This is a genomic window from Methylotenera sp. L2L1, assembly GCF_000744605.1.
Classification (GTDB): domain Bacteria; phylum Pseudomonadota; class Gammaproteobacteria; order Burkholderiales; family Methylophilaceae; genus Methylotenera.
Genome location: NZ_JQMG01000001.1, coordinates 1,018,654 through 1,042,409, shown reverse-complemented (window position 1 = coordinate 1,042,409; position 23,756 = coordinate 1,018,654). Strand labels below are relative to the sequence as shown.

Annotated in this window: 24 protein-coding genes; 10 read left to right on the top strand and 14 right to left on the bottom strand. The window is 44.5% G+C overall.

Annotated features, from left to right (window positions below):
- Position 1: 1 nt before the first annotated feature.
- The 8 genes from ubiA to FG24_RS04835 form a co-directional block, all read right to left on the bottom strand.
- Positions 2 to 880, bottom strand: a complete 879-nt coding sequence (gene ubiA / locus FG24_RS04870) for a 4-hydroxybenzoate octaprenyltransferase (protein WP_036301656.1) — start codon at positions 878 to 880, stop codon at positions 2 to 4.
- The gene (locus tag FG24_RS04865) at positions 877 to 1,425 is read right to left on the bottom strand and encodes a chorismate--pyruvate lyase family protein (RefSeq protein ID WP_088178451.1); all 549 of its coding nucleotides are present in this window, start codon (positions 1,423 to 1,425) and stop codon (positions 877 to 879) included. Before FG24_RS04865 ends, ubiA begins: the two co-directional genes overlap by 4 nt.
- Before the next feature lie 45 nt (positions 1,426 to 1,470).
- A complete protein-coding gene (gene recG, locus FG24_RS04860) occupies positions 1,471 to 3,510 on the bottom strand; it encodes an ATP-dependent DNA helicase RecG (protein WP_036301652.1) in 2,040 nt (679 codons plus the stop codon).
- Positions 3,511 to 3,622: 112 nt separating this feature from the next.
- Complete coding sequence (locus FG24_RS04855; RefSeq protein ID WP_036301650.1) at positions 3,623 to 4,009, bottom strand: RidA family protein; 387 nt, start codon at positions 4,007 to 4,009, stop codon at positions 3,623 to 3,625.
- A gap of 40 nt (positions 4,010 to 4,049) precedes the next feature.
- The gene (locus tag FG24_RS04850) at positions 4,050 to 6,296 is read right to left on the bottom strand and encodes a RelA/SpoT family protein (protein ID WP_036301648.1); all 2,247 of its coding nucleotides are present in this window, start codon (positions 6,294 to 6,296) and stop codon (positions 4,050 to 4,052) included.
- A gap of 51 nt (positions 6,297 to 6,347) precedes the next feature.
- Complete coding sequence (gene rpoZ, locus FG24_RS04845; protein WP_019896547.1) at positions 6,348 to 6,560, bottom strand: DNA-directed RNA polymerase subunit omega; 213 nt, start codon at positions 6,558 to 6,560, stop codon at positions 6,348 to 6,350.
- A gap of 73 nt (positions 6,561 to 6,633) precedes the next feature.
- Positions 6,634 to 7,245, bottom strand: a complete 612-nt coding sequence (gmk, locus tag FG24_RS04840) for a guanylate kinase (protein WP_036301646.1) — start codon at positions 7,243 to 7,245, stop codon at positions 6,634 to 6,636.
- A gap of 57 nt (positions 7,246 to 7,302) precedes the next feature.
- On the bottom strand, positions 7,303 to 8,037 hold the full coding sequence (locus tag FG24_RS04835; protein WP_036301645.1) for a proteasome-type protease: 735 nt from the start codon (positions 8,035 to 8,037) through the stop codon (positions 7,303 to 7,305).
- Positions 8,038 to 8,272: 235 nt separating this feature from the next.
- On the opposite strand from FG24_RS04835, the gene FG24_RS04830 reads away from it, so the two are divergent.
- Together FG24_RS04830 and FG24_RS04825 are read left to right on the top strand one after the other, a co-directional pair.
- Positions 8,273 to 8,647 carry a hypothetical protein gene (locus FG24_RS04830; protein ID WP_036301643.1) on the top strand — a complete coding sequence of 125 codons (375 nt, stop codon included), beginning with the start codon at positions 8,273 to 8,275 and terminating at the stop codon, positions 8,645 to 8,647.
- A gap of 4 nt (positions 8,648 to 8,651) precedes the next feature.
- Positions 8,652 to 9,497, top strand: a complete 846-nt coding sequence (locus FG24_RS04825) for a hypothetical protein (RefSeq protein ID WP_036301641.1) — start codon at positions 8,652 to 8,654, stop codon at positions 9,495 to 9,497.
- Between the two features lie 194 nt (positions 9,498 to 9,691).
- Here FG24_RS04825 and FG24_RS04820 read toward each other — a convergent pair whose 3' ends face one another.
- The 5 genes from FG24_RS04820 to FG24_RS04800 all read right to left on the bottom strand — a co-directional run bounded on the left by FG24_RS04820 (position 9,692) and on the right by FG24_RS04800 (position 15,774).
- Positions 9,692 to 10,900: a hypothetical protein gene (locus FG24_RS04820; protein ID WP_036301639.1), complete on the bottom strand. Its 1,209-nt coding sequence runs from the start codon at positions 10,898 to 10,900 to the stop codon at positions 9,692 to 9,694.
- 108 nt (positions 10,901 to 11,008) lie between these two features.
- Complete coding sequence (locus tag FG24_RS04815; RefSeq protein ID WP_036301637.1) at positions 11,009 to 11,914, bottom strand: transglutaminase family protein; 906 nt, start codon at positions 11,912 to 11,914, stop codon at positions 11,009 to 11,011.
- A gap of 19 nt (positions 11,915 to 11,933) precedes the next feature.
- Positions 11,934 to 12,890 (bottom strand): alpha-E domain-containing protein, encoded by a 957-nt coding sequence (locus FG24_RS04810; RefSeq protein WP_036301635.1) that lies wholly within the window; start codon positions 12,888 to 12,890, stop codon positions 11,934 to 11,936.
- Entirely contained in the window at positions 12,884 to 14,374 is a 1,491-nt protein-coding gene (locus FG24_RS04805) for a circularly permuted type 2 ATP-grasp protein (RefSeq protein WP_036301634.1), read from the bottom strand. Before FG24_RS04805 ends, FG24_RS04810 begins: the two co-directional genes overlap by 7 nt.
- A 533-nt stretch (positions 14,375 to 14,907) precedes the next feature.
- On the bottom strand, positions 14,908 to 15,774 hold the full coding sequence (locus tag FG24_RS04800; protein WP_036301632.1) for a YicC/YloC family endoribonuclease: 867 nt from the start codon (positions 15,772 to 15,774) through the stop codon (positions 14,908 to 14,910).
- A 271-nt stretch (positions 15,775 to 16,045) separates the two neighbouring features.
- Between FG24_RS04800 and FG24_RS04795 the strand changes: the two genes are divergently transcribed.
- The 6 genes from FG24_RS04795 to hemW all read left to right on the top strand — a co-directional run bounded on the left by FG24_RS04795 (position 16,046) and on the right by hemW (position 20,836).
- The gene (locus FG24_RS04795) at positions 16,046 to 17,020 is read left to right on the top strand and encodes a serine/threonine protein kinase (RefSeq protein WP_036301630.1); all 975 of its coding nucleotides are present in this window, start codon (positions 16,046 to 16,048) and stop codon (positions 17,018 to 17,020) included.
- A complete protein-coding gene (locus FG24_RS04790; RefSeq protein WP_036301628.1) occupies positions 17,017 to 17,928 on the top strand; it encodes a PP2C family protein-serine/threonine phosphatase in 912 nt (303 codons plus the stop codon). The genes FG24_RS04795 and FG24_RS04790 overlap by 4 nt, the downstream gene beginning before the upstream one ends.
- A gap of 36 nt (positions 17,929 to 17,964) precedes the next feature.
- Positions 17,965 to 18,690 carry a ribonuclease PH gene (gene rph, locus FG24_RS04785; protein WP_036301626.1) on the top strand — a complete coding sequence of 242 codons (726 nt, stop codon included), beginning with the start codon at positions 17,965 to 17,967 and terminating at the stop codon, positions 18,688 to 18,690.
- Positions 18,691 to 18,694: 4 nt separating this feature from the next.
- On the top strand, positions 18,695 to 19,318 hold the full coding sequence (rdgB, locus tag FG24_RS04780; protein ID WP_036301623.1) for an RdgB/HAM1 family non-canonical purine NTP pyrophosphatase: 624 nt from the start codon (positions 18,695 to 18,697) through the stop codon (positions 19,316 to 19,318).
- Positions 19,311 to 19,532 (top strand): hypothetical protein, encoded by a 222-nt coding sequence (locus FG24_RS04775; protein WP_036301622.1) that lies wholly within the window; start codon positions 19,311 to 19,313, stop codon positions 19,530 to 19,532. The genes rdgB and FG24_RS04775 overlap by 8 nt, the downstream gene beginning before the upstream one ends.
- Positions 19,533 to 19,639: 107 nt before the next feature.
- Positions 19,640 to 20,836 (top strand): radical SAM family heme chaperone HemW, encoded by a 1,197-nt coding sequence (hemW, locus tag FG24_RS04770; RefSeq protein WP_036301621.1) that lies wholly within the window; start codon positions 19,640 to 19,642, stop codon positions 20,834 to 20,836.
- A 92-nt stretch (positions 20,837 to 20,928) separates the two neighbouring features.
- Here the strand turns inward: hemW and FG24_RS04765 are convergent, their stop codons facing one another.
- Positions 20,929 to 21,516 (bottom strand): BLUF domain-containing protein, encoded by a 588-nt coding sequence (locus FG24_RS04765; protein WP_036301620.1) that lies wholly within the window; start codon positions 21,514 to 21,516, stop codon positions 20,929 to 20,931.
- A 213-nt stretch (positions 21,517 to 21,729) separates the two neighbouring features.
- Here FG24_RS04765 and FG24_RS04760 point away from each other — a divergent pair, with 213 nt between their 5' ends.
- Both FG24_RS04760 and FG24_RS04755 read left to right on the top strand, forming a co-directional pair.
- On the top strand, positions 21,730 to 23,043 hold the full coding sequence (locus FG24_RS04760; RefSeq protein ID WP_051901436.1) for an ammonium transporter: 1,314 nt from the start codon (positions 21,730 to 21,732) through the stop codon (positions 23,041 to 23,043).
- Between the two features lie 8 nt (positions 23,044 to 23,051).
- Positions 23,052 to 23,696, top strand: a complete 645-nt coding sequence (locus tag FG24_RS04755) for a hypothetical protein (protein WP_152553392.1) — start codon at positions 23,052 to 23,054, stop codon at positions 23,694 to 23,696.
- Positions 23,697 to 23,756 lie beyond the last annotated feature (60 nt).

The following is a 23,756-nucleotide window of genomic DNA, read 5'->3' as shown; positions in this document are numbered from 1 at the left end:
TTCAATAAGCGTTGATTAAGTAATGTGCCAGCAGCCCGTAGAATACAAACAGACCAAACCAATTATTACCCAAAAACGCTTGGAAGCATTTTGTCCTCATACGGTCTCTAATGAGATAAAAGTGATAAACCGCAACAGCGCCGGCAAGAGCCAAACCAGTGTAATAAGCGAACGATAGCTTTAATTGATAGCCCACAATGCCAAGTAACAGCAACGTAGCGCCATAGCACAGCATAATGGCGACAACATCAAAGCGCCCAAAAGTGATGGCGGAAGATTTAATCCCTATTTTCAGATCATCTTCCCTATCCACCATTGCATATTCAGTGTCGTATGCAATCGCCCAAAACACATTAGCTAACAAAAGTAACCACGCAACGATAGGCACACTATTACCAATCGCAGCAAATGCCATCGGGATGCCAAAACCAAAAGCGACGCCCAAATAAGCTTGTGGCATCACAAAAAACCGCTTCGTTAGTGGGTAGGTCAGTGCTAAGAACAATGCCAGCACAGATAACTGTATCGTTAACGTGTTCAATAAGCAGACCAATCCAAATGCGGCAATACTTAACCCTAACGCTAAGCCATACGCCTCTTTCTTAGTCACTTCTTTATTGGGTAATGGGCGATTTTTAGTGCGCTCAACCAAGCCATCATATTGACTATCTGCAATATCGTTCATCACACAGCCAGCGCTACGCATTAATACAGTACCAGTGACAAATATCAATACGATAATCCAATCAGGCTTACCCGCGCTGGCAATCAACAACGCCCATAACGTAGGCCAAAGTAACAGCAAAATGCCAATTGGCTTATCTAAACGCATCAGGCGTTCATAACTGTTTATCTTTTTGACGATGTTGGGTGTATTCATGAGCAAATGATATTGGGAAGAAAAACTTCAGTGACCATAATAGTAGCGCAGTTCAGACTGAACACCGAGCGTCGCGCCCACAGGCTTGCTGGCTTATCTGCCAAATGTTGAATTGCATGCTGATATAGCACATGATTTGGCGATAGTTTCTTATAACTTAACGCTGTGCGCTTTACTTTGGGATTAGCAAATAAAGTTGCGCCAAGCGGCTTATTGCCTAACTTACCTAGATCATGCCACACACCACGCAAGCTTTTTCTGGGCAGGATGCTATGTGCAAACACCATAGGACTTTGTCCACCATACAATAATACATCGCGAACCAATACGATTTTATCTGCCGATAAATTGAGTGGTGCCGCTTCGTCACGGATAGGCTTGAGAAAGTTAACGGCTAACGGCACGACATAAAAGTCTGAGTAACGCTGCTGTAGCCTAGCGGTTAATGATTGGTTATTAATCAGCCACGGACGATATGCATGACTTAGTAGTGGCTTTACTAACCAACGATAACGGGCTTGAGAGTTATGTTTACGATTTTTCACTTCTAAAATTATCGCATGTTGTTAATAGATTCAATTGTCATGCAGTTACACCTTCACCAACTCACCAGCACTGCTCATCCAGCGTTCTAAATGCTGCTCTACTTCTGTAGGATAGTTTTTAAGCAATGTATCTGCCATTGTTTTTGCGGTTTCCAGCAAATCCACATCGCGTTCTAAATCAGCAATTTTCAACATCGGCACACCACTTTGACGTACGCCCAATAGCTCACCAGGGCCGCGAATCTGCAAATCAGCCTGTGCAATCACAAAACCATCATTGCTTTCATAAATCACTTTTAGTCTTGCACGCGCAGTATCGGACAGCTTATTTTGGTACAACAAGATACACGTGCTTTTTGCAGAACCCCTACCCACACGCCCACGTAATTGATGCAATTGCGACAAGCCCATGCGCTCCGCATGCTCAATCACCATCAAGCTGGCATTGGGAACATCCACACCAACTTCAATTACAGTTGTGGCAACCAGAAGCTGTAAATGTCCTGCGCTGAATTCAGCCATGACCGCCTGCTTTTCTGATGGCTTCATGCGGCCATGCACTAGGCCAACTTTCAATTCAGGGAACTCATCTTGCATCAGCGCATACGTGTCATTGGCGGTTGCCAACTGCAACGCTTCAGACTCTTCAATCAATGGGCATACCCAATAGGCCTGATTGCCTTGCAAACACGCCTCACGCACACGCTGCAAGATTTCGTCACGCCTAGCATCGGAAACTATTTTCGTGACGATAGGCGAGCGCCCAGGTGGCAATTCATCAATCACGGATACATCAAGATCGGCGTAGTAGCTCATCGATAAGGTTCGCGGAATTGGTGTGGCAGACATCATGAGCTGATGCGGCTCTGGCTGGCCTTTTTGGCGTAGCGCCAAGCGTTGGTGCACGCCAAATCGGTGCTGCTCATCAATAATTGCTAAGCCTAGATTTTTAAAGCGCACCGCCTCTTGGAATAAGGCATGCGTGCCGACAACTAGCCTTGCATCACCGTTGGCAATAGACTCAAGCGCCGCTTCGCGATCTTTCTTATTTTGACTACCGGTGAGCCACGCAATCTTGATATTTAACGGCATAAGCCAACTTAGCATCTTGCGATAATGCTGCTCCGCCAATATCTCTGTGGGCGCCATTAATGCAACTTGCCAGCCATTTTCCATGCATTGCAGTGCGGCCATGCACGCTACTATCGTTTTGCCGCTCCCAACATCCCCCTGCAACAAGCGCTGCATAGGGTGTGCTTGCGTTAAATCACGCTCGATTTCTAATGCGACTTTTTGCTGTGCGCCGGTTAAAGCAAATGGCAAGCTTTTCAGTAACGCAGACACCAGTTGCTTAGATGGCTTAAATTGCGGAGCACTTACACTCCGCCGCCGTGCATAATGTTTGCGCATGGATAACTGCTGCGCCAACAACTCATCAAAAGCCAAGCGCCGCCAATGTGCTGTGGTCTTATTATCTAAAGCGCGCAGATTGACATCCGGGCTTGGGTGATGCAACGCGATGAGACTGGCCTTAAAGCTTGGCAAGTCTAAAGTTGCGTACACTTGTGCAGGTAAAGTTTCATGCATATCAGCCTGCTGCAACGCAATGCGTATCGCCTTACGCAAACTTGCCTGGCCAAGCCCTGCAACTGTTGGATAAACTGGTGTTAGGGTTTCAGCAACCACAGATTTTTCACCCACAGCCTTACAGGTAGGGTGCACCATTTCATAACCAAAAAAGCCGTTGCGCACCTCACCATAAACACGGACTTTCGCACCGACTTTAAGTGCGTTGATTTGGCTGGGATAGAAATGTAAAAAACGCAAAGTGAGCTGGCCACTTGCGTCTTCTAATTTGGCAATGAGTGCCTTACGAGGCTTATAGGTAACTTCCGCATGAACAATCTCCCCCTCCACCTGCGCGGATTCGCCCATGTGCAAATCACGAATGGCTGTTACATGCGTTTCATCAATATAGCGCAGTGGCAAATGTAACAATAAGCCCTGCAAATTAGCGATACCAAGCTTAGCCAAATTGGCAACTAAGGGCTTGCTGAATGCTTTGATTTGACTAAGCTGTGTCACATTGAATGATGCTAGCCAAGAATAAACACATGCGTAAACCTCATATCACGCCTACCTAATATAGACATTAAGATAGGCGTCAATCGCATTTATCCTTGGCAAGTCTGAGAAATTAAACCACCATCACCGCGTCAGCCTCAACCAGCGCTGCGCGTGGTAATGAAGCAACACCAACCGCAGCACGTGCTGGGTAAGGCTGGCTAAAGTATTCAGCCATAATAGTGTTCACTAAAGCAAAGTGAGATAAGTCTGTCAGAAAAATATTCAGTTTAACTACATCAGCCAAACTACCACCCGCAGCCTCAGCCACTGCTTTTAGGTTTTGAAATACGCGGTGAATTTGTGCTTCAATACTATCCACCATTTGCATGGTTTCTGGATCTAGGCCGATTTGGCCAGACATATAAACGGTATTACCTACTTTTACCGCTTGAGAATAGGTACCAATTGCCGCTGGTGCACCTTGTGTTTGAATAATTTGTTTTGTATTAGCTGTCATTTAATAAACCACTCTTTGTTAAAAAAATAATGCGTAGCAACTACTGTGCGCTTGCTTTTGCATTCGAATTTTTGCCATTACCGGCAACATTACCCTTGGTGCGATTAATACGCACCACATCAGGAATCTTACGCAGGCCACGCATAAGCTCGGCTAGATGCAATCGGTTTTTTACCTGCACGGTAAAGTATAAATTAGCATATGCACTACCGTCAGCCTCTTCAACACTGACGTTATCAATATTAGAGCCCGCGTCCGCAATACCTGAAGCAATTTGCGCCAACATACCAGGCTGATTTGCCACGGTTAAGTTCAAATTCGTTTTGAATAGCCTTGAGCTTTCAGGCTCCCATTCAACATCCAGCCATTTATCTGGGTCTAATTTAAACTTACGTACACTAGGACAATCATGCGTATGAATCACTAAGCCCTTATCTTTATTGATAAAGCCTAAAATCGGGTCTCCAGGGATCGGTCTGCAACAAGGCGCAAATTGCACCGCCATGCCTTCAGTGCCACGAATCGTGATGGTGTCCAATGAGGCAGCTGGCAGCTTGGTATGCTTCTCTGCATGGTCATCTGTCATCGCCACCAACTGGTGTGCCACCATGACGTTCTGACGCTTGCCAAGGCCGATGTCAGACAGTATTTCTGCTTTTTTCTTAACGCCGTAGTCACGAATCAACTTTTGCCAATGATCTTCTGAAATCTGGTTAGGATCAACATGCAAAGCGCGCAATGCCTGATTAAGCATACGCTCACCTAAATGCGCAGATTCAGTAGACTGCTGCGACTTCAAGTAGTGGCGAATGTGCGCACGTGCACGCCCAGTGACAACGTAATTGAGCCACGCCGGATTAGGTTTGGCTAACGACCCAGTAATGATTTCAACATGATCACCGTTATGCAGCTCTGTACGTAATGGTGCAAGGTCGTGATTAATTCGAACCGCAACGCAGCTATTGCCGATATCCGAATGCACTGCGTAAGCAAAATCAACGGCAGTCGCCCGTTTAGGTAAGGCCAAAATCGAGCCCTTAGGCGTAAATACATAGACCTCATCCGGGAACAAATCAACTTTAAGATGTTCAAGGAAATCTAGTGAATCTATGCTCTCGCTTTGAATATCCAGCAAGCGCTGTAACCACTGGTGGGTCTGCTGTTGCAACGCGGTGAGCTGTGCATCACTTGCCTTGTAAAGCCAGTGTGCGGCAACACCTGCATCTGCAATATTATGCATGTCGGCACTGCGAATCTGCACCTCAATTGGCGTACCAAAAGGGCCAAATAAAGTCGTGTGCAACGATTGATAACCGTTCGCTTTAGGGATGGCGATATAGTCCTTAAATTTGCTAGGAATCGGCTTATACAAGCCATGTAGCGCACCTAAAGCCAAATAGCAGCTAGATAAATCTTTGACAACGATTCTAAACCCATAAATATCATACACTTGTGAGAAAGGCGTTGCCTTGCTCGTCATCTTTCGATACACACTGTAAAGATGCTTTTCGCGGCCAGACACTTCCGCTTCAATATTGAAGCTAAGTAACTGCTGTTTGATTGATTCTAATATTTTAGAAATGACTTCTTTACGATTACCGCGCGCGGCCATAATCGCTTTAGAAATTGCGTTATAGCGCATGGGGTAAAGGTATTTAAAGCTTAAATCTTCTAGCGCTTGGTAGACTTCATTCAGGCCCAGCCGGTTGGCAATCGGGGCGTAGATATCTAGCGTTTCTTTCGCGATGATTCTCTGCTTTTCTGGTCGCATCGCTTCCAGTGTTTGCATATTATGCAAACGATCTGCCAACTTCACTAAAATCACGCGAACATCTTGCGACATCGCTAATAACATTTTGCGGAAATTCTCAGCCTGCGCCTGACTAGCGCTTTGAAACTCAATCTTATCAAGCTTAGTGACACCATCCACTAGCTCAGCCACCTGCTGACCGAACCTCTCTTTGATGTCGAGCGTGGTAATAGCGGTATCTTCTACTACATCATGTAATAGTGCAGCAAGAATGGTAGGCACATCCATGTGCAGGTCCGCTAAAATACAAGCGACAGAGACAGGGTGCGTGATATAAGGCTCGCCGGTTTTACGGACTACCCCATCGTGGGCGGTAAAGGCATAGCGATAGCCATCCCATACTTGTTCGATATCTTGAGGTTTTAAATACTGTTGAAGACGTATGCTTAAGGCCGAGTCCTCGCTGTCCGCAGGCAGCAAGGGAGCCGATGTTAACTTTGATAATTCCGCTTTAAGATTGTTTGCGGTTTTTGGCATGTCAGTTTCACTACTTGTATGAAAAATTAATAAATGCCAAGGCCAAGCAGATTAAGCATGTCCGCGCGCTAAAATTTCCACACCAATTTTGCCTGCTGCAATTTCACGTAACGCGATTACGGTTGTTTTGTCGCGTGTGTTTTGCACGTTAACTTGCGGCTCTGCACCATTGTGCAATTGACGGGCACGATAAGCAGCCACTAAAGTTAATTGGAAGCGATTTGGGATTTTTTCTAAACAGTCATCTACCGTGATACGTGCCATGATGATATTTCCTAATGATAAACAAAATTAATTACTAAAAGACTAAACAACTAACAGACTAGGCAAACGCAATTTAAGTGAGCGCTTGAATTAAACTGGCATAACGTTGCAATTGTGCAGTGGCTACTAAGCGCTGTGCGCGGATAATAGCGCGAATGTCCTGCAACGCTACGTCAAAATAGTTGTTAATTGTAACATAATCGAACTCGCTCACATGGCGCATTTCAGCACGTGCAGCCGCAACGCGTTTAGAGATCGTCTCTTGACTGTCTTGACCTCGGCTATTCAAGCGCTGCTCCAGCGTCTCGATGGAAGGCGGCAGCACAAATATACTGATAGCATCTGGAAATAAACGGCGAACTTGTGCAGCGCCCTGCCAATCAATCTCCAAAATCACATCATGGCCTGCCTGCAATGGCGCATCCACCGCAGACTGCGAGGTACCGTAACGCGCGCCGTGTACTTCTGCGCTTTCTAAGAACTTTGCTTCGCTTAACATCTGCAAAAACGCAGCATCATCTACAAAGTGATAATCTACGCCATCTTGCTCGCCCGGGCGCGGTTTGCGCGTTGTGTGCGAAATGGATAGTTTCAAATGCGCATCTTCGGCCAGCAATGCCTTAATCAGGCTAGTTTTACCTGCGCCTGATGCCGCGGTGATGATATAAAGATTACCTGGAGTCATTCGGTTAAAGCTCTCTTAGCGTATGTTCTGATTATTAAAATAATCTAGCAAGCTAGATTAACACCAATCTGGGCTTGGTAATGCGCTAAATACTGCACGCAATCCATCAGACCAGCCTTGGCGAATTTGTACGTAATATGGGTCGGTTTCTGTAATGCGCTGCTGGCAATCCGCATGTAAGCTATCCACCCGGTAAATCAGCAAATCAATTGGCGCTGCCACAGACACATTACTGCGAATCGTGGAATCAAAAGAAATCAGCACACATTTAACCGTATCCATGATGTCGCTGTTTTGCTCTACTACACGATCGATAATCGGTTTACCGTACTTAGTTTCACCAATCTGAAAATATGGCGTTTCTTGTGTGGACTCAATAAAGTTACCCGCAGCGTACACATTGAACAACCGTGGCTTTTCGCCTTTAATTTGGCCGCCAACTAAAATGCTGGCATTAAACTCAATATTATGATTTTTAAAGTGCTCACCATCGCGCTCAAAAGCTGTCCTCAATTCAGCACCCACCAACCCTGCCGCATCAAACAAACTATCGACATTATGTAAGTGCTTACTAGCAGCTTCATTTTTCTCGATTCGCGCCCTCAGCGCATTCACCACAGACTGGGTAATTGCCAGATTACCCGCCGTTAGCAATACAATCACGCGCTCGTTTTTAAGCTCAAAAATATGCATCTTAGGCGTAGAAGCCACTTGATCCACGCCTGCATTAGTTCGCGTATCAGAAGCCAACACTAATCCTTGTTTCAGCAATAAACCGACACAATAAGTCATATTTTTTGTTTAATTTGGAAGAACGACAATCATACCATTTTGCGTCTACACTCGCCAAAAAACTGTAACGAAGAAATACATGCCTAAACATTATTAAGCATGTATAAAATACAATTTGTATCGTAACAATAAAGAATGCTTACATAAAACTAGCCGCTTCAGTAAACCCTCGCAAGGTGAACTGTATAGGAGTGCGCTTTACAAGGCGCTGTCGCAAATAAAGGGTAAAAGCAATATGAAATTATTTGATAACGTTGAAAAAAGTGCTGAGGATTATCCTAGCTTTATTGACAGGTTGCTTACCGCAATTCTTGCACCGATTGCTTTTGGTTTCCCAGTTTTTATAATCATAGCCTTATTATCAGGGGCTGGGATTCGCATAATTCGGCGCAATCGGCTGTTTGATCAAGTTCCGATAGATTTAATATTGCTAATAATTGTTGTGATACCAGTTATTACAGGATTCGCACTGGGCATATCTAGATTTACGGTGCTTTATGGGCATCTATTTTATACAAATATTGGATATGAGAAAGACATACGTAAAACAATTGCCGCATGGCTGTGTTTATTTTTAATTGCGTTTGGCGTGTCCAGCGTTTTGGGATGAAAACATGATTCAGAATCAAAAACACCAATCACTCATCATTATTGCAATTTCATTAGCATTAATTGCCTATGCCACAAAAGGATTTTTAAAAGAGCAAACGGCAATGCAGTATTTTTCGACTGTAATGATCATTTGCCTTTTGTCATTCGCCATTATCGGAGCTTGGTTTAGAAAGACTTGGGTGCAATATTGCTTTTTCTTTATTGCCACCTACAGTTTATTGATAACCATCTTTACGCTATTGGCAATGTCAGTGGGTGGCTGTTGTAGCTTGGACAATTTATTTTTGATAATCAATGTATCTACGGTTTTATATATTTTCACGTTGACTTATTACGCTACAGCCTATTTAGCCAAACATTTTTTTGATGAAAAAGTGAGTTTGCAACGCAATAAATTTACGGGATGTCTTTTGGTTTCAGGCATTGCAAGTTGTGCAATGGCGGCTCCAATTTTAGGAAGCATACTGATGAGATTAATGATTTCAAATGCTCAAACCGAACGATTGAATATGGCCATATTTGGCATACTTAACTCATGGAATATAGCAGAAAGTTGGTGGTTACTGGCAGTCTCAATACCTAGCTTGCTACTCAATGCATCATTAGTAATGATTATTGTGTTTATCAGCAGCAGATTATTGAAAGTGTGGTCACGCTGGCACGTGTATATGGGAGCACTGTATATTTTTTCATTCTTTCTTCTAGTGCTGTGCTTGCAATACTTAATAGCATTTATCAAAGGTCGAGAGCTATATGCAATAGCTCCGGAAATAGCATGGCATTCGATGAGTGTGATTTTGATTAGTTTCTTTACTGCAGGGCTACTAGCAGTCAACCGAAAGCAATAGATTGGCTGTCAAAATCCATTTGATAACAAATTAAAAGAGATGTATGTTAGTCCGCGTAAGGCACACTCGTTTACAGTACACCGCATGAATAATATCAATTAAGCGAACACACTAATCATCATGCTCACAACAATAATCTAGAGTTGCTCAACCGCCATTAACTATGCATTTATCGACACAGAAAAACCGATTACCTACATAAAACCAGCCGCTTCAGTAAGCTTGGCTACGTTCTCTTTAGTAAAAAATCCATCAAACCTGTCATAACGCTGCACGTATTCGATAATCAGTGAAGAATGCTCGGAAGCATTCGAGAATATCTGCTTTAGCCCCTGCTCTTTGGAGCCAATCACATCTAACAAAAAGCCTTTACCGTTTTGTGAAATCGCATTGACGACAAGATCGATATGCTCTTTTCCATTACGCTCACCATCTTTCACTGCAATCGCCATATGGTGCAAGCGTGGGCCGTAGTTCCGCACGAAAGTTTCCGTAGGGGATGGCAAGTGCTCTAAATGATTAATAAAATAGGGGGTATTGTTAGCAGTAAACACTTTTGCAGGGCTTTTAGACTCAGGTATGGCATGCGTACTTTTCGTCACGTTGGTCGATGAGTTTTGGTCTTTGATGTTATAAGCACCCCAGAAGTAATAACTTGACCATGACAGATATTCTAAAATGGCGACCTCGCGATTCTGGCTATAGACGCGCGTTGCCAGATGATCCAGCGGCAGCAATAAGTCGCTGATGCCCAGTTTGTGCTGCAAAGTTTTGGCATTTTCATAGGCAGCCTGCGCCTCGGATGAAATGACACTTAACCCTAATGCATACACGCGCGTTTCATTAGGTGCTCTTTCTAAATAGGCCACAATATTATGGGTATAGGGTGAAGGCTTGCTCACCGCAAGGTTGCCCGGGAGCTCTAACTTGCGTACGTCATCTTGATTAAAGAACCTGAAATCACGCGCTTGTTGTAAATCAACCACGCCATGTAAATCAGTCACCCGCAGGATTTCACCCATATAACGGCTATTCGGCCTTTTAGCACCGATCGGGTAAACCTCATTCAAGCTTCTAAAAATATCGCGAATACTAGGGTCTTTTACCTCGCGCAGTAATATATCTGGTGAATTTAAATCAATACGCAACACATGCGTTAAATGCTGTTCGCTTTCTAGCGTCACCAAATAATGATAGGGCGTCATTAGCGCCAACTCAGCGATATACTGAACGGCATGGCCAGGGTCGACTGAAATCATGAGCGCATCGATTTCATGAATCATGGCGGTTAACCCTAAGGCATCGCGCTCTTCTAGCAAGCGAATCAGATTTTCTTCAAAAAACGTGGAGTTCTCTTTGTCACCGTGGCGTTCAAAGGCTAGCGATTTCACAGGGCTCTTCATCAGTTGGCTGTTCTTTCATTTGTCACTTTGGTTTAAGCACTTTGGTTTAAGTGCTATATTTTAAGTGCTATATTTCAAGTACGTTGATTTAAGTACTATAGCTAAAAACTACTGTTGTTGCGCATGTTGTGATTGTTTTATCAAAGCAGCCTGTGAGAGTGCCTCCCTGCTTAACTGCGCCTGCGTTAACAATTGAGCGGCATTTATCTTTCGCTGCTGACTAGCAACTAAACCTGCTTGATTAACGATAACGCTAGACGCCATACCTTCAACCCCTCCACCTGAACGCATACCGCTGACAGGGCTAGCACTTCTGTAATCTAGCCCTGTTGCCAAACGTACATGAGTTTCACCCGCGCGGCATCCGTTAGACACATCGAAACTTTGCCATCCGTCAACTGCGACATACACGTCAGCCCATGCATGGGTTTGCATTAAGCTACCATCTTCTGTAAACAAATATCCGCTGACATAACGTGCTGGTAGGTCTATGGCTCGACAGCAGGCAATAAACACATGTGCATGATCCTGACATACGCCTTGGCCTAAAGCAAATGCCTCAATGGCGGAAGTAGTGACTTGTGTCGCGCCTTTAATATATTGCACCCGCGACAATAAGGCATGCATCATTTCCTCTAAAGCATCATTTTGGCGATGTGCTTGCTGGTATTGTTTGGCAAATATGAGCATCTCTTCACTACTTTGCGTAAGGGGCGTCTCGCGCAAATAGATAGGCAAAGGCAGTGCTAAATGCTGCGAAACGACATCAAGCCCTGTTTCAACCTGCCCCATGGCTATGATCAGTATTTCCGTATGTGGCTCATCTACCACCAAAGTATGCGTGGTGTTTCCGTAAGCATCTTCTGAGGGTTGCAACTCACCATTAACCTTAATTTCCCAGTGCCTGACGTGCTGACCAAAACCATGTTGCGGCGTTAAGCGTAGCTCCTGTATGGTGTAATTCACGTCTTCACTATATGCATAACGCGTGTGATGTTCGATATTAAGTAGCATGTTGAGCGCCTAAATTGGGTTAAGAAATGCTTAAAAAGGTTTTATGCACTTCGACCCCCAGCTTATTGTTTGCGGTGACAAACTCACTTAAAAACTCATGCAGACCATGCTGAAAGATATCTCGCATCTTACCAAAGCGTAACTTGGCGTGTAGCTCACCCGCCATCCTTCTGCACTCGGTGGCACGCGAGCTGGACAGCTGCTCTAAGATTGAAGTTATTTCATCAAAGCAAGCATGCAAAGACCTTGGCATATCGCGCCTGAGCACTAACAATTCAGCGACCCGCCATGGCTCAATCGTATCACTGAATATTTTCTGATACGCCTGAAACGCAGACACTGAACGTAGTACTGCACTCCATTCGTAATAATCGACCGCACCACCCACCTCTTCCTGCTCTGGCAACAATAAATGGTACTTCACATCTAGTAGACGCGCGGTGTTGTCAGCACGTTCAATAAAAGTACCTAAACGCACAAAGCTGAATGCATCATCACGCAGCATCGTGCCAAAACACACCCCTCTAAATAAATGTGAACGTGCTTTCACCCAATCACAAAACTCACTCAAACCGCTTTGCGATAGATCTTGACCAAAGAACTGACCAAACTCTAACCACAATGAGTTGATGTTCTCCCATGTTTCTGAAGTCATCGCCACCCGCACTGCGCGCGCATTTTCCCTCGCACTACGCAATGAGCTGTAAATACTGGATGGATTATTCATATCCATCGCAAGATAATGAATCACCCCTGCTGCCGCATATTCTTGCTGCGTTTCGTTAAAATAATCACGCTCATATGCCTCTACATTGCCAGAAATCTCTAGCGCAGGTAGCCACAAAGCCGCTTCACTTTCTGCCGCATTGGGCACTAAAGACATGTTATAGGTGACATCTAGCACACGTGCCATGTTCTCTGCGCGCTCAATGTAACGCGCCATCCAATAAAGATGATCTGCGGTTCGGCTTAACATAGCATTTCCTCTGCTTGGTTGATTTTAGACTTGTTGGGCGCCTCAACTTCCTCTTCCAGCACCCAAGTATCTTTGGTGCCGCCACCCTGCGATGAGTTCACCACCAGAGAGCCTTCTTTCATCGCTACACGACACAAGGCACCCGGTACCAACGTACATGTTTTTCCAGAAAGCACAAACGGCCGCAGGTCTACATGTCGCGGCGCAATACCCTCGTCTACCAAGGTTGGGCAGGTTGAGAGTGCTAATGTAGGCTGTGCAATATAGCTGGCGGGGCTAGAAACAATACGTAGGCGAAACTCGTCTAGCTCCTGTTTGCTAGCTGCAGGACCTACCAACATGCCGTAACCGCCAGAACCTTGTACCTCTTTGACCACTAGCTCATCTAGGTGCGCCAAGGTGTAAGCTAGGTCATCCTCTTTGCTGAGCTCATAGGTAGGCACGTTTTCAAGTAGCGGCTCTTCACCTAAATAGAATCGAATCATCGCGGGCACATGAATATAGGTCGATTTATCATCTGCAACCCCAGTACCCACGGCATTGGCCAGTGTCACACCGCCGTTTCGATACACTGAAAGCAGCCCTGGCACACCCAGCATCGAGTTTGAGTTAAACACCAAGGGATCTAAATAATCGTCATCAATGCGACGATAAATCACATCCACACGTTGCGGTCCCTCCGTGGTGCGCATATACACGGCATTGTTACGCACAAACAAGTCTTGTCCTTCTACCAGCTCAATACCCATCTGCTGCGCTAAAAACGCATGCTCAAAATAAGCGCTGTTGTATGCCCCGGGCGATAAAACCACCACGGTTGGCTCTTGTGTATTGGTCTGTGCAACGGCACGCAGGTTATTAAGCAACACTTGCGGATAGTGCTCAACGGGGGCTATAGGATACTGACGGAATAACTCAGGAAACAAGCGCATCATCATTTTGCGGTCTTCTAACATATAAGACACGCCCGACGGTGTACGTAAATTGTCTTCCAACACATAAAACTGCGATTCACTGGTACGCACCAAATCAACCCCCGCAATATGAGCATAAATTTGATTAGGCACATCCACACCAAACATTTCTGGGCGATATTGGCTATTCGCTAAAATGGTCGGCGGCATAATGCCCGCCTTGATAATATCCTGATCATGATAGATGTCGTGCAAGAACATATTCAGCGCTCGCACCCGCTGAATAGAGCCAGCGGATAAATGACGCCACTCTTTTGCTGACAAAATCCGCGGCAACACATCAAATGGAATCAAACGCTCAGCGCCGTCATTTTCACCATAAACATTGAAGGTAATCCCCACACGGCGAAATAACAACTCAGCTTCCATGCGCTTACTATTCAACTGATGATGTGGCACATTTTTAAGCCACTGATGATAAGCCTTATAAATCTCACGAACGCCATCTGCGCTACTTGCAGCGAGGTCCAGTTGCATTTCATTAAAAAATTGCGGTTGTGATTTTTTCATGATGTAAGCCTTCCCTTGATGGTTAAGGCTTAAGCAAGGTGCGTACCAGATAATTAATATAAATAAATCATATGGTTACAAAGTACACTGGAGATTTACAATCGATACCGCCCACAATAGGTGCATGAAAAAAACGCGCACGCTGATTACGCAATATAAATGTGCGAGATTGTTATAAAAACTGATAATGAATTAAGACAACAACGCTTAGACGCGGAATGATAAGTGACGAAATTAATCAACTTAAATAGGTGAGACTGGTAGCAAAACAGCTAATGTAAAGAGACTCTGCCTGCATAAGCTAAACTAAAATCGTTTAGCTATAGCTATTTCACTAAACTCTCCGCCATTCCCGCGTAGGCGCGAATCTAGCTAGTGTGAATGCTAGCTTTTTACAATAAACCACCATTCGTAGCCGCCACCTTGACTGGATTCCCGCCTACGCGGGAATGACGTGGGTGAGATTAAAGACTGGGATATAAACTTTACTTGGGTTATTTGAAAAAATAGCTATAACGCACAGCTTTCAAACTTTACTCAATATTTTGAATCTGTTCGCGCATTTGCTCTATCAGCACTTTAAGCTCCATCGACACTTGTGTCGTATGTACTGACACCGATTTTGAGCCTAGCGTATTCGCCTCGCGGTTCAGCTCTTGCATCAAGAAATCCAAACGCTTACCCGCAGGCACATTGCTGTTTAAAATACGTTTTACTTCTGAAATATGTGCAGTTAAACGGCTAAGCTCTTCATCCACATCAATACGTTGCGCAAACAGTACTAACTCTTGAGCAATGCGGTCTTGATCAATGGTTTTTAAAGTTTCATGTAATTTAGTTTCAAGCTTTAACTGATAATCTTTGTTCAGCTCAGGCAGCAAAGGCTTCACCTTAGCAACCAAGGCTTCAATTTGTTGCAATCGGTCTAAAATCAACGCTTTTAACTTTTCACCTTCGCGTTGACGAGATGCGTTCAAGTCTTGCAAGCCACGCTCGACTAGCTGCTTTACGTCTTCTATCAATGACGCTTGGCTTAACTCATCATGCATCACAACACCAGGCCAGCGTAAAATGTCTGCCACACTAAGTGCGCGGCTTTCCGGGAATAGTGTTTGCGTCCTTGCTTGCAAGGTTGCCAATTGCTGCATTAATTGCTCATCAAGCTTAGGTGCATGATTTGATTGTGAACGCTGTATTAAATGTACCTTACATTCCAGCTTGCCGCGGCTTAGATGCGTAGAGAGAAGCTCTCTTATCGTAGGCTCTAAGCTACGAAGACTTTCATCCAGTTTGAAATGCATATCTAAATAACGACTATTCACTGCCCGTAACTCTAATAAAAGCGTGGCATTTTCTATCGGCTGTTCTAATGCAGCAAAACCCGTCATGCTAAAAATCATATTAAGATTTTCCAATGAATAAAATAAATTGGCACCATGGTATCAAATACTGGTCATTTATCACTAAAAAATGCAATCTCACCGTTATTTATATGTGCTAAATACTGATGTTTAATCAAAACAATCTATCAAAAAACTTTAATTTCAGTCCATTACGCGCTATATTGCTGTAGTCAATACGGACAAAAAGCAAGCCAACATTAAAATGTAAGATTGCGCACAACCTGCATACAGGTTTAATGGTAAATATCGTTAAAGAAATCAACTTAAAGTGACCTCTACCAAGAATTTAACATCAGCGAATTTAGCGTTAACGGCTGGCTATCACTTGCATGACTACGAAATTACCAAAGTGTTAAGCTCTGGTGGCTTCAGCTTTGTCTATTTAGCACGCGATAAAGAAAAGAACATTGTCGCGATTAAAGAGTACTTACCCACGTCTATCGCAATACGTGCAGATAGCGCAACGGTGCTACCTAATGCAGACGACGTTGCTTTATTCAGACACGGCCTGAAATGTTTCTTTGATGAAGGCCTAGCGCTCGCGAAAATTGAACATAAAAACATCGTGCGGGTGCTTAACTTTTTCCGCGCCAATGAAACCGTGTACATGGTCATGCAGTACGAACGCGGCAAATCATTGCAAGAATATATACTTAGCCAATCCGAACCAGTTTCAGAAAAATTCATACGACGTGTTTTTAGCGAGCTATCGAACGGCTTGCGTGAGGTGCATACCCAAAAACTGCTGCATTTGGATATCAAGCCTGCGAACATCTATATTCGCTTAGATGGCTCACCGGTACTACTAGACTTTGGCTCATCACGTCAGGCACTCAGTGAGAACCAAGCTAAAGTCTCGCCCAGCTATACGCCAGGGTTTGCACCACCTGAGCAATATTATGATAGAAAACTGCTGGGGCCTTGGAGTGACATTTACAGCATAGGTGCCACCATGTACTCATGCTTAACTCGTACATCGCCACTGGCTGCCAACCAGCGCATCAAGAATGATTTGCTAGTACCCGCCGTCAAAATAGGTAAAGATCATTATTCGCAAGACTTACTGCAAACCATCGACAAATGCTTAAGCCTAGATTATCTTAAGCGCCCGCAAAGCGTGTTTTCACTACAAAAATCATTGCTGGAAAACATGCCCAAGACCGATAAAAAGGCTGGCATAGTACATAGAGTGATGAATGTTCTAAATAAATCGATATCGCTTAACGGCAATAAATCACAATGAAATTTACAATTTTCCAGAATAGCCGCCAAGGCCCCCGGCCGTATAACCAAGACCGGCTCGCTTACTCGTATAGCAAAGATGCCTTACTATTGGTGGTAGCGGATGGCATGGGCGGTTATCGCCACGGCGAGGTGGCGGCACAGCTTGCAGTGACCACTATGACTGATGCTTTTCAACGATTAGCCATGCCTTCACTATCTAGCCCAGCCAAGTTCTTAACTGACCATATTCAGCAAGTGCACGATATGATTGACCAGATTACGCAAGAGCGAGAGATGCTGGAAGCACCGCGCACCACCATTGTGGCGGCAATCGTGCAGCGCGGCATGCTGTATTGCGCCCATGTGGGCGACTCACGGCTCTACCATTTCCGTGATGGTCATTTACTATATCGTACCGAAGACCACTCTGTCGTACAGTCGCTATATAATCGCGGCATGATTGATAAAAGCGATATGTCTACGCATCCTTACCGACATAAAGTCTATAGCTGCCTAGGTGGTGATGTGCCGCCAAAAATCACGCTATCAGATAGACAAGAGCTGCTAGAGGGCGATACAGTGCTACTGTGCACCGATGGCGTGTGGGGAGCAATTAATGATGATCAAATCAAGCACATGCTCAGTGGCCCTTCAATTTCAGACAATCTGACACAGTTGCTGGATGAAACAGAAGCGATTAGCCAAGAACAAGGCGATAACATGAGCGCAATTGGCTTGCAATGGGGCGACAAACTTCATAGCAAATTAGCAGTTTCAACCGTCACCATGCCAATGGGTTCAACCACTACCATCATGAATCCAATCACACGCCCGAACAATAAGGAAAACCTTGATCTCTCCGATGATGATATTGAAAGAACCATCGCCGAGATTCAGCAAGCCCTGCGCAAAACCAAACGCGGTTAACCATTTATACACTACTAGAAATTCAGGATTTAAATCATGCAAGATAATATTAGACCAAGCCAGCGCGCTTGCAACCAACTCAGACCCGTTGAAATCATCCGCCATTACACCAAGCACGCAGAAGGCTCTGTACTGGTAAAGTTTGGCGATACGCACGTGTTATGTACAGCCAGTGTCGAGGAAAAAGTACCCGGATTTTTAAAAGGCAAAGGTCAAGGCTGGGTCACGGCAGAATATGGCATGTTGCCACGCTCCACCGGCAGCCGCATGGATAGAGAAGCGGCACGCGGTAAGCAGTCTGGTCGCACCCAAGAAATTCAACGCCTGATTGGCCGCTCTTTACGCGCGATTATCGATTTAGAAAAACTGGGCGAGCGCAGCATTCAAATTGACTGTGACGTGATTCAGGCCGATGGCGGCACTCGCACGGCTAGCATCACAGGCGCTTACGTCGCACTACAAGATGCAATTTCATTTTTGCTAAAAAACGGTAAAATCAGCGAATCACCATTAAAAGATGCTGTCGCTGCAATTTCAGTAGGTGTTTATAAAGGCACCCCAGTACTAGACCTAGACTACATTGAAGACTCTGACTGCGATACAGACATGAACGTGGTCATGACTGGCAAAGGTGGTTTTGTGGAGATTCAAGGTACAGCAGAGGGCGAGCCTTTTGAGCGTGATGCGATGAATGCCATGCTGGATTTAGCAGCACATGGTATTCAACAATTGATTATTGAACAAAACAAAGCACTCGGTTAAACACATGGCACTTCCTTTTAATCAACTTGTGATTGCTACTGGCAACAAAGGCAAGTTACGCGAAATTCAGCACTTACTCAGCCCATTAGCGATTGAGATCATTCCGCAATCTAATCTTAATGTGCCTGAGTGTGAGGAGCCATTTTGCACCTTCATTGAAAATGCCTTAGCCAAAGCTAGACATGCCAGTAAACATACTGGCTTACCAGCGTTGGCGGATGATTCTGGTCTATGCGTGGACGCACTACTCGGCATACCAGGCGTGCGTTCAGCCAGATACGCAGAAGCAGACGCGCTTTCTACGCTTAGCCAAGACGCACGTAATAACCTGAAATTACTAGATGCATTACAAGGCGAAACCAATCGCCATGCGCATTTTTACTGTGTGATGGTACTGGTACGTCACGAGCATGACCCAGAGCCTATCATTGCAGAAGGCCAATGGATAGGCGAGATACTCAATGAGTTGCGTGGTACGGACGGCTTTGGTTACGACCCTTTGTTTTTAGATGCAAAGACTGATAAAACTGTGGCAGAACTACCTTTAGACATTAAAAGCCGTATTAGTCACCGTGGCCACGCCATGGTGAAACTGCTACAAAAGCTGGAAAGGCTCAGTCATGACTAAGCCGGAACAAGCATGGCCTAAATGGGTGCGGGATGATAATAGCGTTGTCTCATGCACTGAAAAAGTAAAAGTGATGACTGAAAACTTTGATGAACTCAAGCAGATTGCGCAAGACGCGCTGGAAGATGGCTTATTGATGGAAGTATCCGAGCAGCAAATGCGTGATGCACTACATCAATTAGTCGATGCGCTCATCAACCCTTATAAAAAGTAATGCTGTACTTAAGAGAAACTTCTATTTAGAGAAGTTTCCATTCAAGGTGATTTTCCATTAAAAAGATTATTGAAATTAAAGCGGCTAGCGAGTTCAAGCCTCAATTAATTAATACCGTCGCGCCACTTGCGGGTGCCGCCACGCTTTCTGGCTTAAGTAACCCGCCACCGCTCTCTTTATACATCCATATCCCTTGGTGCGTGCAGAAATGTCCTTATTGTGACTTTAACTCACATGAAAGTCGTCATAAAAACGGCGAACTTCCAGAAAGTACCTATGTTGAAGCACTTATCAAAGACTTAGAGCTTGCCACACCAAAAGTGTGGGGCAGAAAAATCAAAAGCATATTCTTTGGTGGCGGCACACCAAGCTTATTCTCAGCTGAGGCGATTGATACCATTTTAAGCCAAGTACGCGCATTGACACCTTTGGACTATGACGCTGAAATCACGCTAGAAGCTAACCCTGGCACAGTAGATATTGCCAACTTCGCGGGTTATAAACAAGCTGGTGTTAATCGGCTATCGTTAGGCATACAAAGCTTTAATGCTGATTATTTAAAAGCATTGGGGCGGATTCATGATGACAAACAAGCGATTCATGCCGCGCAGCTAGGACTTGCTACCTTTGAACGCGTTAATTTGGATATCATGTATGGCTTACCAAACCAGTCCTTGCAAGATGCTTTAGCTGATGTAAAACAGGCTGTCGCGCTTAACCCCGACCACCTTTCTTTTTATCATTTAACACTAGAGCCTAATACGCCGTTTTATCATACGCCACCGAACCTGCCGGATGATGACACCAGCGCTGAAATGCAGATTGAGATTGAAAACTTATTAGCACAACATGGCTATGAGCATTACGAAACATCCGCCTTTGCAAAAAAAGGTAGCCAAGCTAGGCACAATCTAAATTACTGGCAGTTTGGCGACTATCTAGGCATCGGTGCAGGCGCTCACAGCAAATTAAGCTACCACGATAAAATCACCAGAGAAACTCGCCCCAAACACCCTAAGGCCTACATGGAACAAGCGCTTCAAGGTAATGCAGTGGAGCGTGAGTCTGTCATTAGCCAAGATGCGCTAGGCTTTGAATTTATGATGAACGCGCTCAGACTCGTTGACGGCGTACCGCTGAATTTGTTTCAGCAACACACTGGCCTGAACATCATGACGCTGGAACCAGCGATTAAACAAGCGCAAGCTAAAAAACTGCTGATTATTCAAGATGGCTACATCAAACCAACGCTGCTAGGTCAACGCTATTTAAACGAGCTATTACAACTGTTTTTAGATGATTAGTCTAAAAATATCCTAAGCAACTATCCACTCATCCGAATGTAAATCCGCCAACCTTTACAGATTAACCTCAAATTAAAGATGAGCGTAAAGTACTAAATTAAGTTCTTTGTAGCCAAAAATGACAATACAGAAATCACCAACGCTAATGCAGAGCATATCAATGCTAAGTTAGCTCTTCCTTTATCATAATACTGCACTGCTACGCCCTCACCACCATTTGGTAGCAATGACTCGCCTAAGGAAGTTGACGGGTCATTCGCATCAAATAATTCATTCAGAAACTTGCTGACAATTACATCTGAAAACAAATAAGGATTAAACCGATCAAACCCGTTTTCCTTAATAAATCGCGTTATCTTGGCATCTATCGGTGCAAACTTCATTGCCCAATCGGCAAAAGAGAGTTGATTGATGTATTTTCTAGAAATGACTTTTAAATCTTGATGTCGTGAATCAGCCGCTAATTTATCCATTAGCACATTGATTGCCTCCTCGTCACCCTCAAGACATTGAAAGAACACACCATCTCCAAAATATAAAACACCCACCAAACCATTCTTACGGTTATTTATTCTGGACTTTGCCAGAATTCTTGCGACGTTTGGCTCAATTCTGTTGGTTGAGTCAGTAGAGTTAAATGTAGAACGGCTGATGTAGATAATCTGTAAAAGTTTATTCATCTTGTTATTTCACGCTTCTTATTAAATGATTTAATTCTTTAAAGACCAACGATGATGCTCAGTTGTTCAAAAAATAATCTTAAAAATAACAAAGTGCACCACCGCACTAAGCTGCACTTACTTATCCTGTCAAAACTACACTTAAATAATGGCATGCATATTGCTAACTATCCAAACAAGAACAAATACCCTCGCTAATCTCATAGGTCTTTTATGCAAAGAAATCTTTGTTTAGTTACATCCACCTTCGCCCTAGGTTTACTGATTTCACCCAGCGCATTCGCCAATGAAACCATCTCCACAATCGCCATCAATAGCACTTGGGTTGTATTAACCGGCGCACTGGTATTTTTAATGCAGGCAGGGTTTGCCATGCTAGAAACCGGGATGTCGCGTTCTAAAAATACTGTCAATATCATGATGAAGAACTACATGGACCTATGTGTAGGCTCTTTAATATTTTGGCTAGTTGGTTATGGGCTCATGTTTGGCAGTAACACTACCGGCTGGTTTGGCACAGATCACTTTGCGTTAGGCTATGGAGATGACTGGGAGTTCACCCTGTTGTTTTTTAACATTATGTTTGCCTCCACCGCCGCCACCATCGTCAGTGGCGCCATGGCCGAACGTACTAACTACCTCGCCTATTTACTTGGGGCAGCTGGCATTACGGCCGTCATTTACCCTGTATTGGGTAGCTGGATCTGGAATGATCAAGGCTGGTTAAAGCAAATGGGGTTTATCGATTTTGCGGGGTCAACCGTTGTGCACTCGCTAGGTGGTTGGTGTGCGCTAGCCGGCGTTGTTTTATTAGGTCCTCGCTTAGGCCGCTTTAGCGAGAGCGGAAAGATACATAGCATTCCTGGCCATAATATTGGCATGATTGGTCTTGGTGGTTTTATCTTATGGTTTGGCTGGTTTGGTTTTAATGCCGGCAGCACATTGGCAGTAAGCACTAATATTGGGCTGATAGTGCTTAACACGCAACTATCTGGGGCAGCTGGCGCGGTTGGCGCAGTGCTCATTAGCGCCATGATGCGCAAGCCTATCTTGATTAGCAACACGGTCAACGGCAGCATCGCTGGGCTAGTAGCCATTACAGCAGGTTGCGCCACCATGGATGTTCCCTATGCGGTACTGACAGGCCTCATAGGCGGCATTATCTCTGTGATAGGTGTCATCTTGCTAGAGAAGCTCAGAATTGACGATGTGGTAGGCGCAATCTCAGTACATGGCTTTGCTGGCGTATGGGGCACGTTAGCTGCCGGTATGTTTTTAAAAGGCAATATGTTCAACAGCGATCAAGTCATTGTGCAGCTGATTGGCATTAGTGCTACTTTTATTTGGGTATTTTTTGCAGCACTCATCATGTATGGCTTAATTAAAGTAACCGTTGGCTTACGTGTTAGCACTATGCATGAGCAACGTGGTTTAGATATTACCGAGCACGGTGAAGTTGCATACCCAGAATTTACTCCCGATGCAGCTTATAAAGCTGAAAATCTAAAACACCTACAGAAATTATAAGCATGGACATGAATTTAACATTAAGACGCCGTGCTATTTACACCGGCCTAAAACCATTTTTGAACGCTACTGAGATGGCACAGGCGTTAGGCATGTGGGAAACCGAGTTTTCATTGAAGCCGCCATATGCCTTAGCAAGCTTCGTTACACGCTGCTGCACCACAGATGCATTAAGGAGAATACGCACGCAAATTTTAAGAGCGCTCATCACTGCACTCGAATCACCCGAAGCCTTACTCTTAAGCGACCCTGGCTCTCAAGTTGGCAAACAGACACTGGCTGATGATAAAGACGATAGCACTGTCGTGCTGGATGCTAAAAACTCAGTATTTGTCGCACTTTCTAGCGCATTATGGACGACCGTTGACGAAGCCACAGAGAAAAGTATCATAGACTTTATATTAAGAAACTTAACGCACCTAAAACTAAGTAGTGAGCAGTCTCGCAAGCTCAAAGACTGGTTTATTAACAGAAATACAGTGTTCCCGTGTAATTTTGAATTAACCACCTTACAGAAGCTCATTAATCTAAACTACATTGCACTATGTGAATACTATGGCCCAGTGAAGGCGGATAAGCTACTGTCTCAAGCAACCAATGCAGTTGAAGCTGAGGCCATACAGCGACAGTTCAACTTACATGATTTACTCTAAGCATGACTTAACTTTAAGCATGATTCGCTTTAAGTAAAACCAACAATCAACTACGGGCAT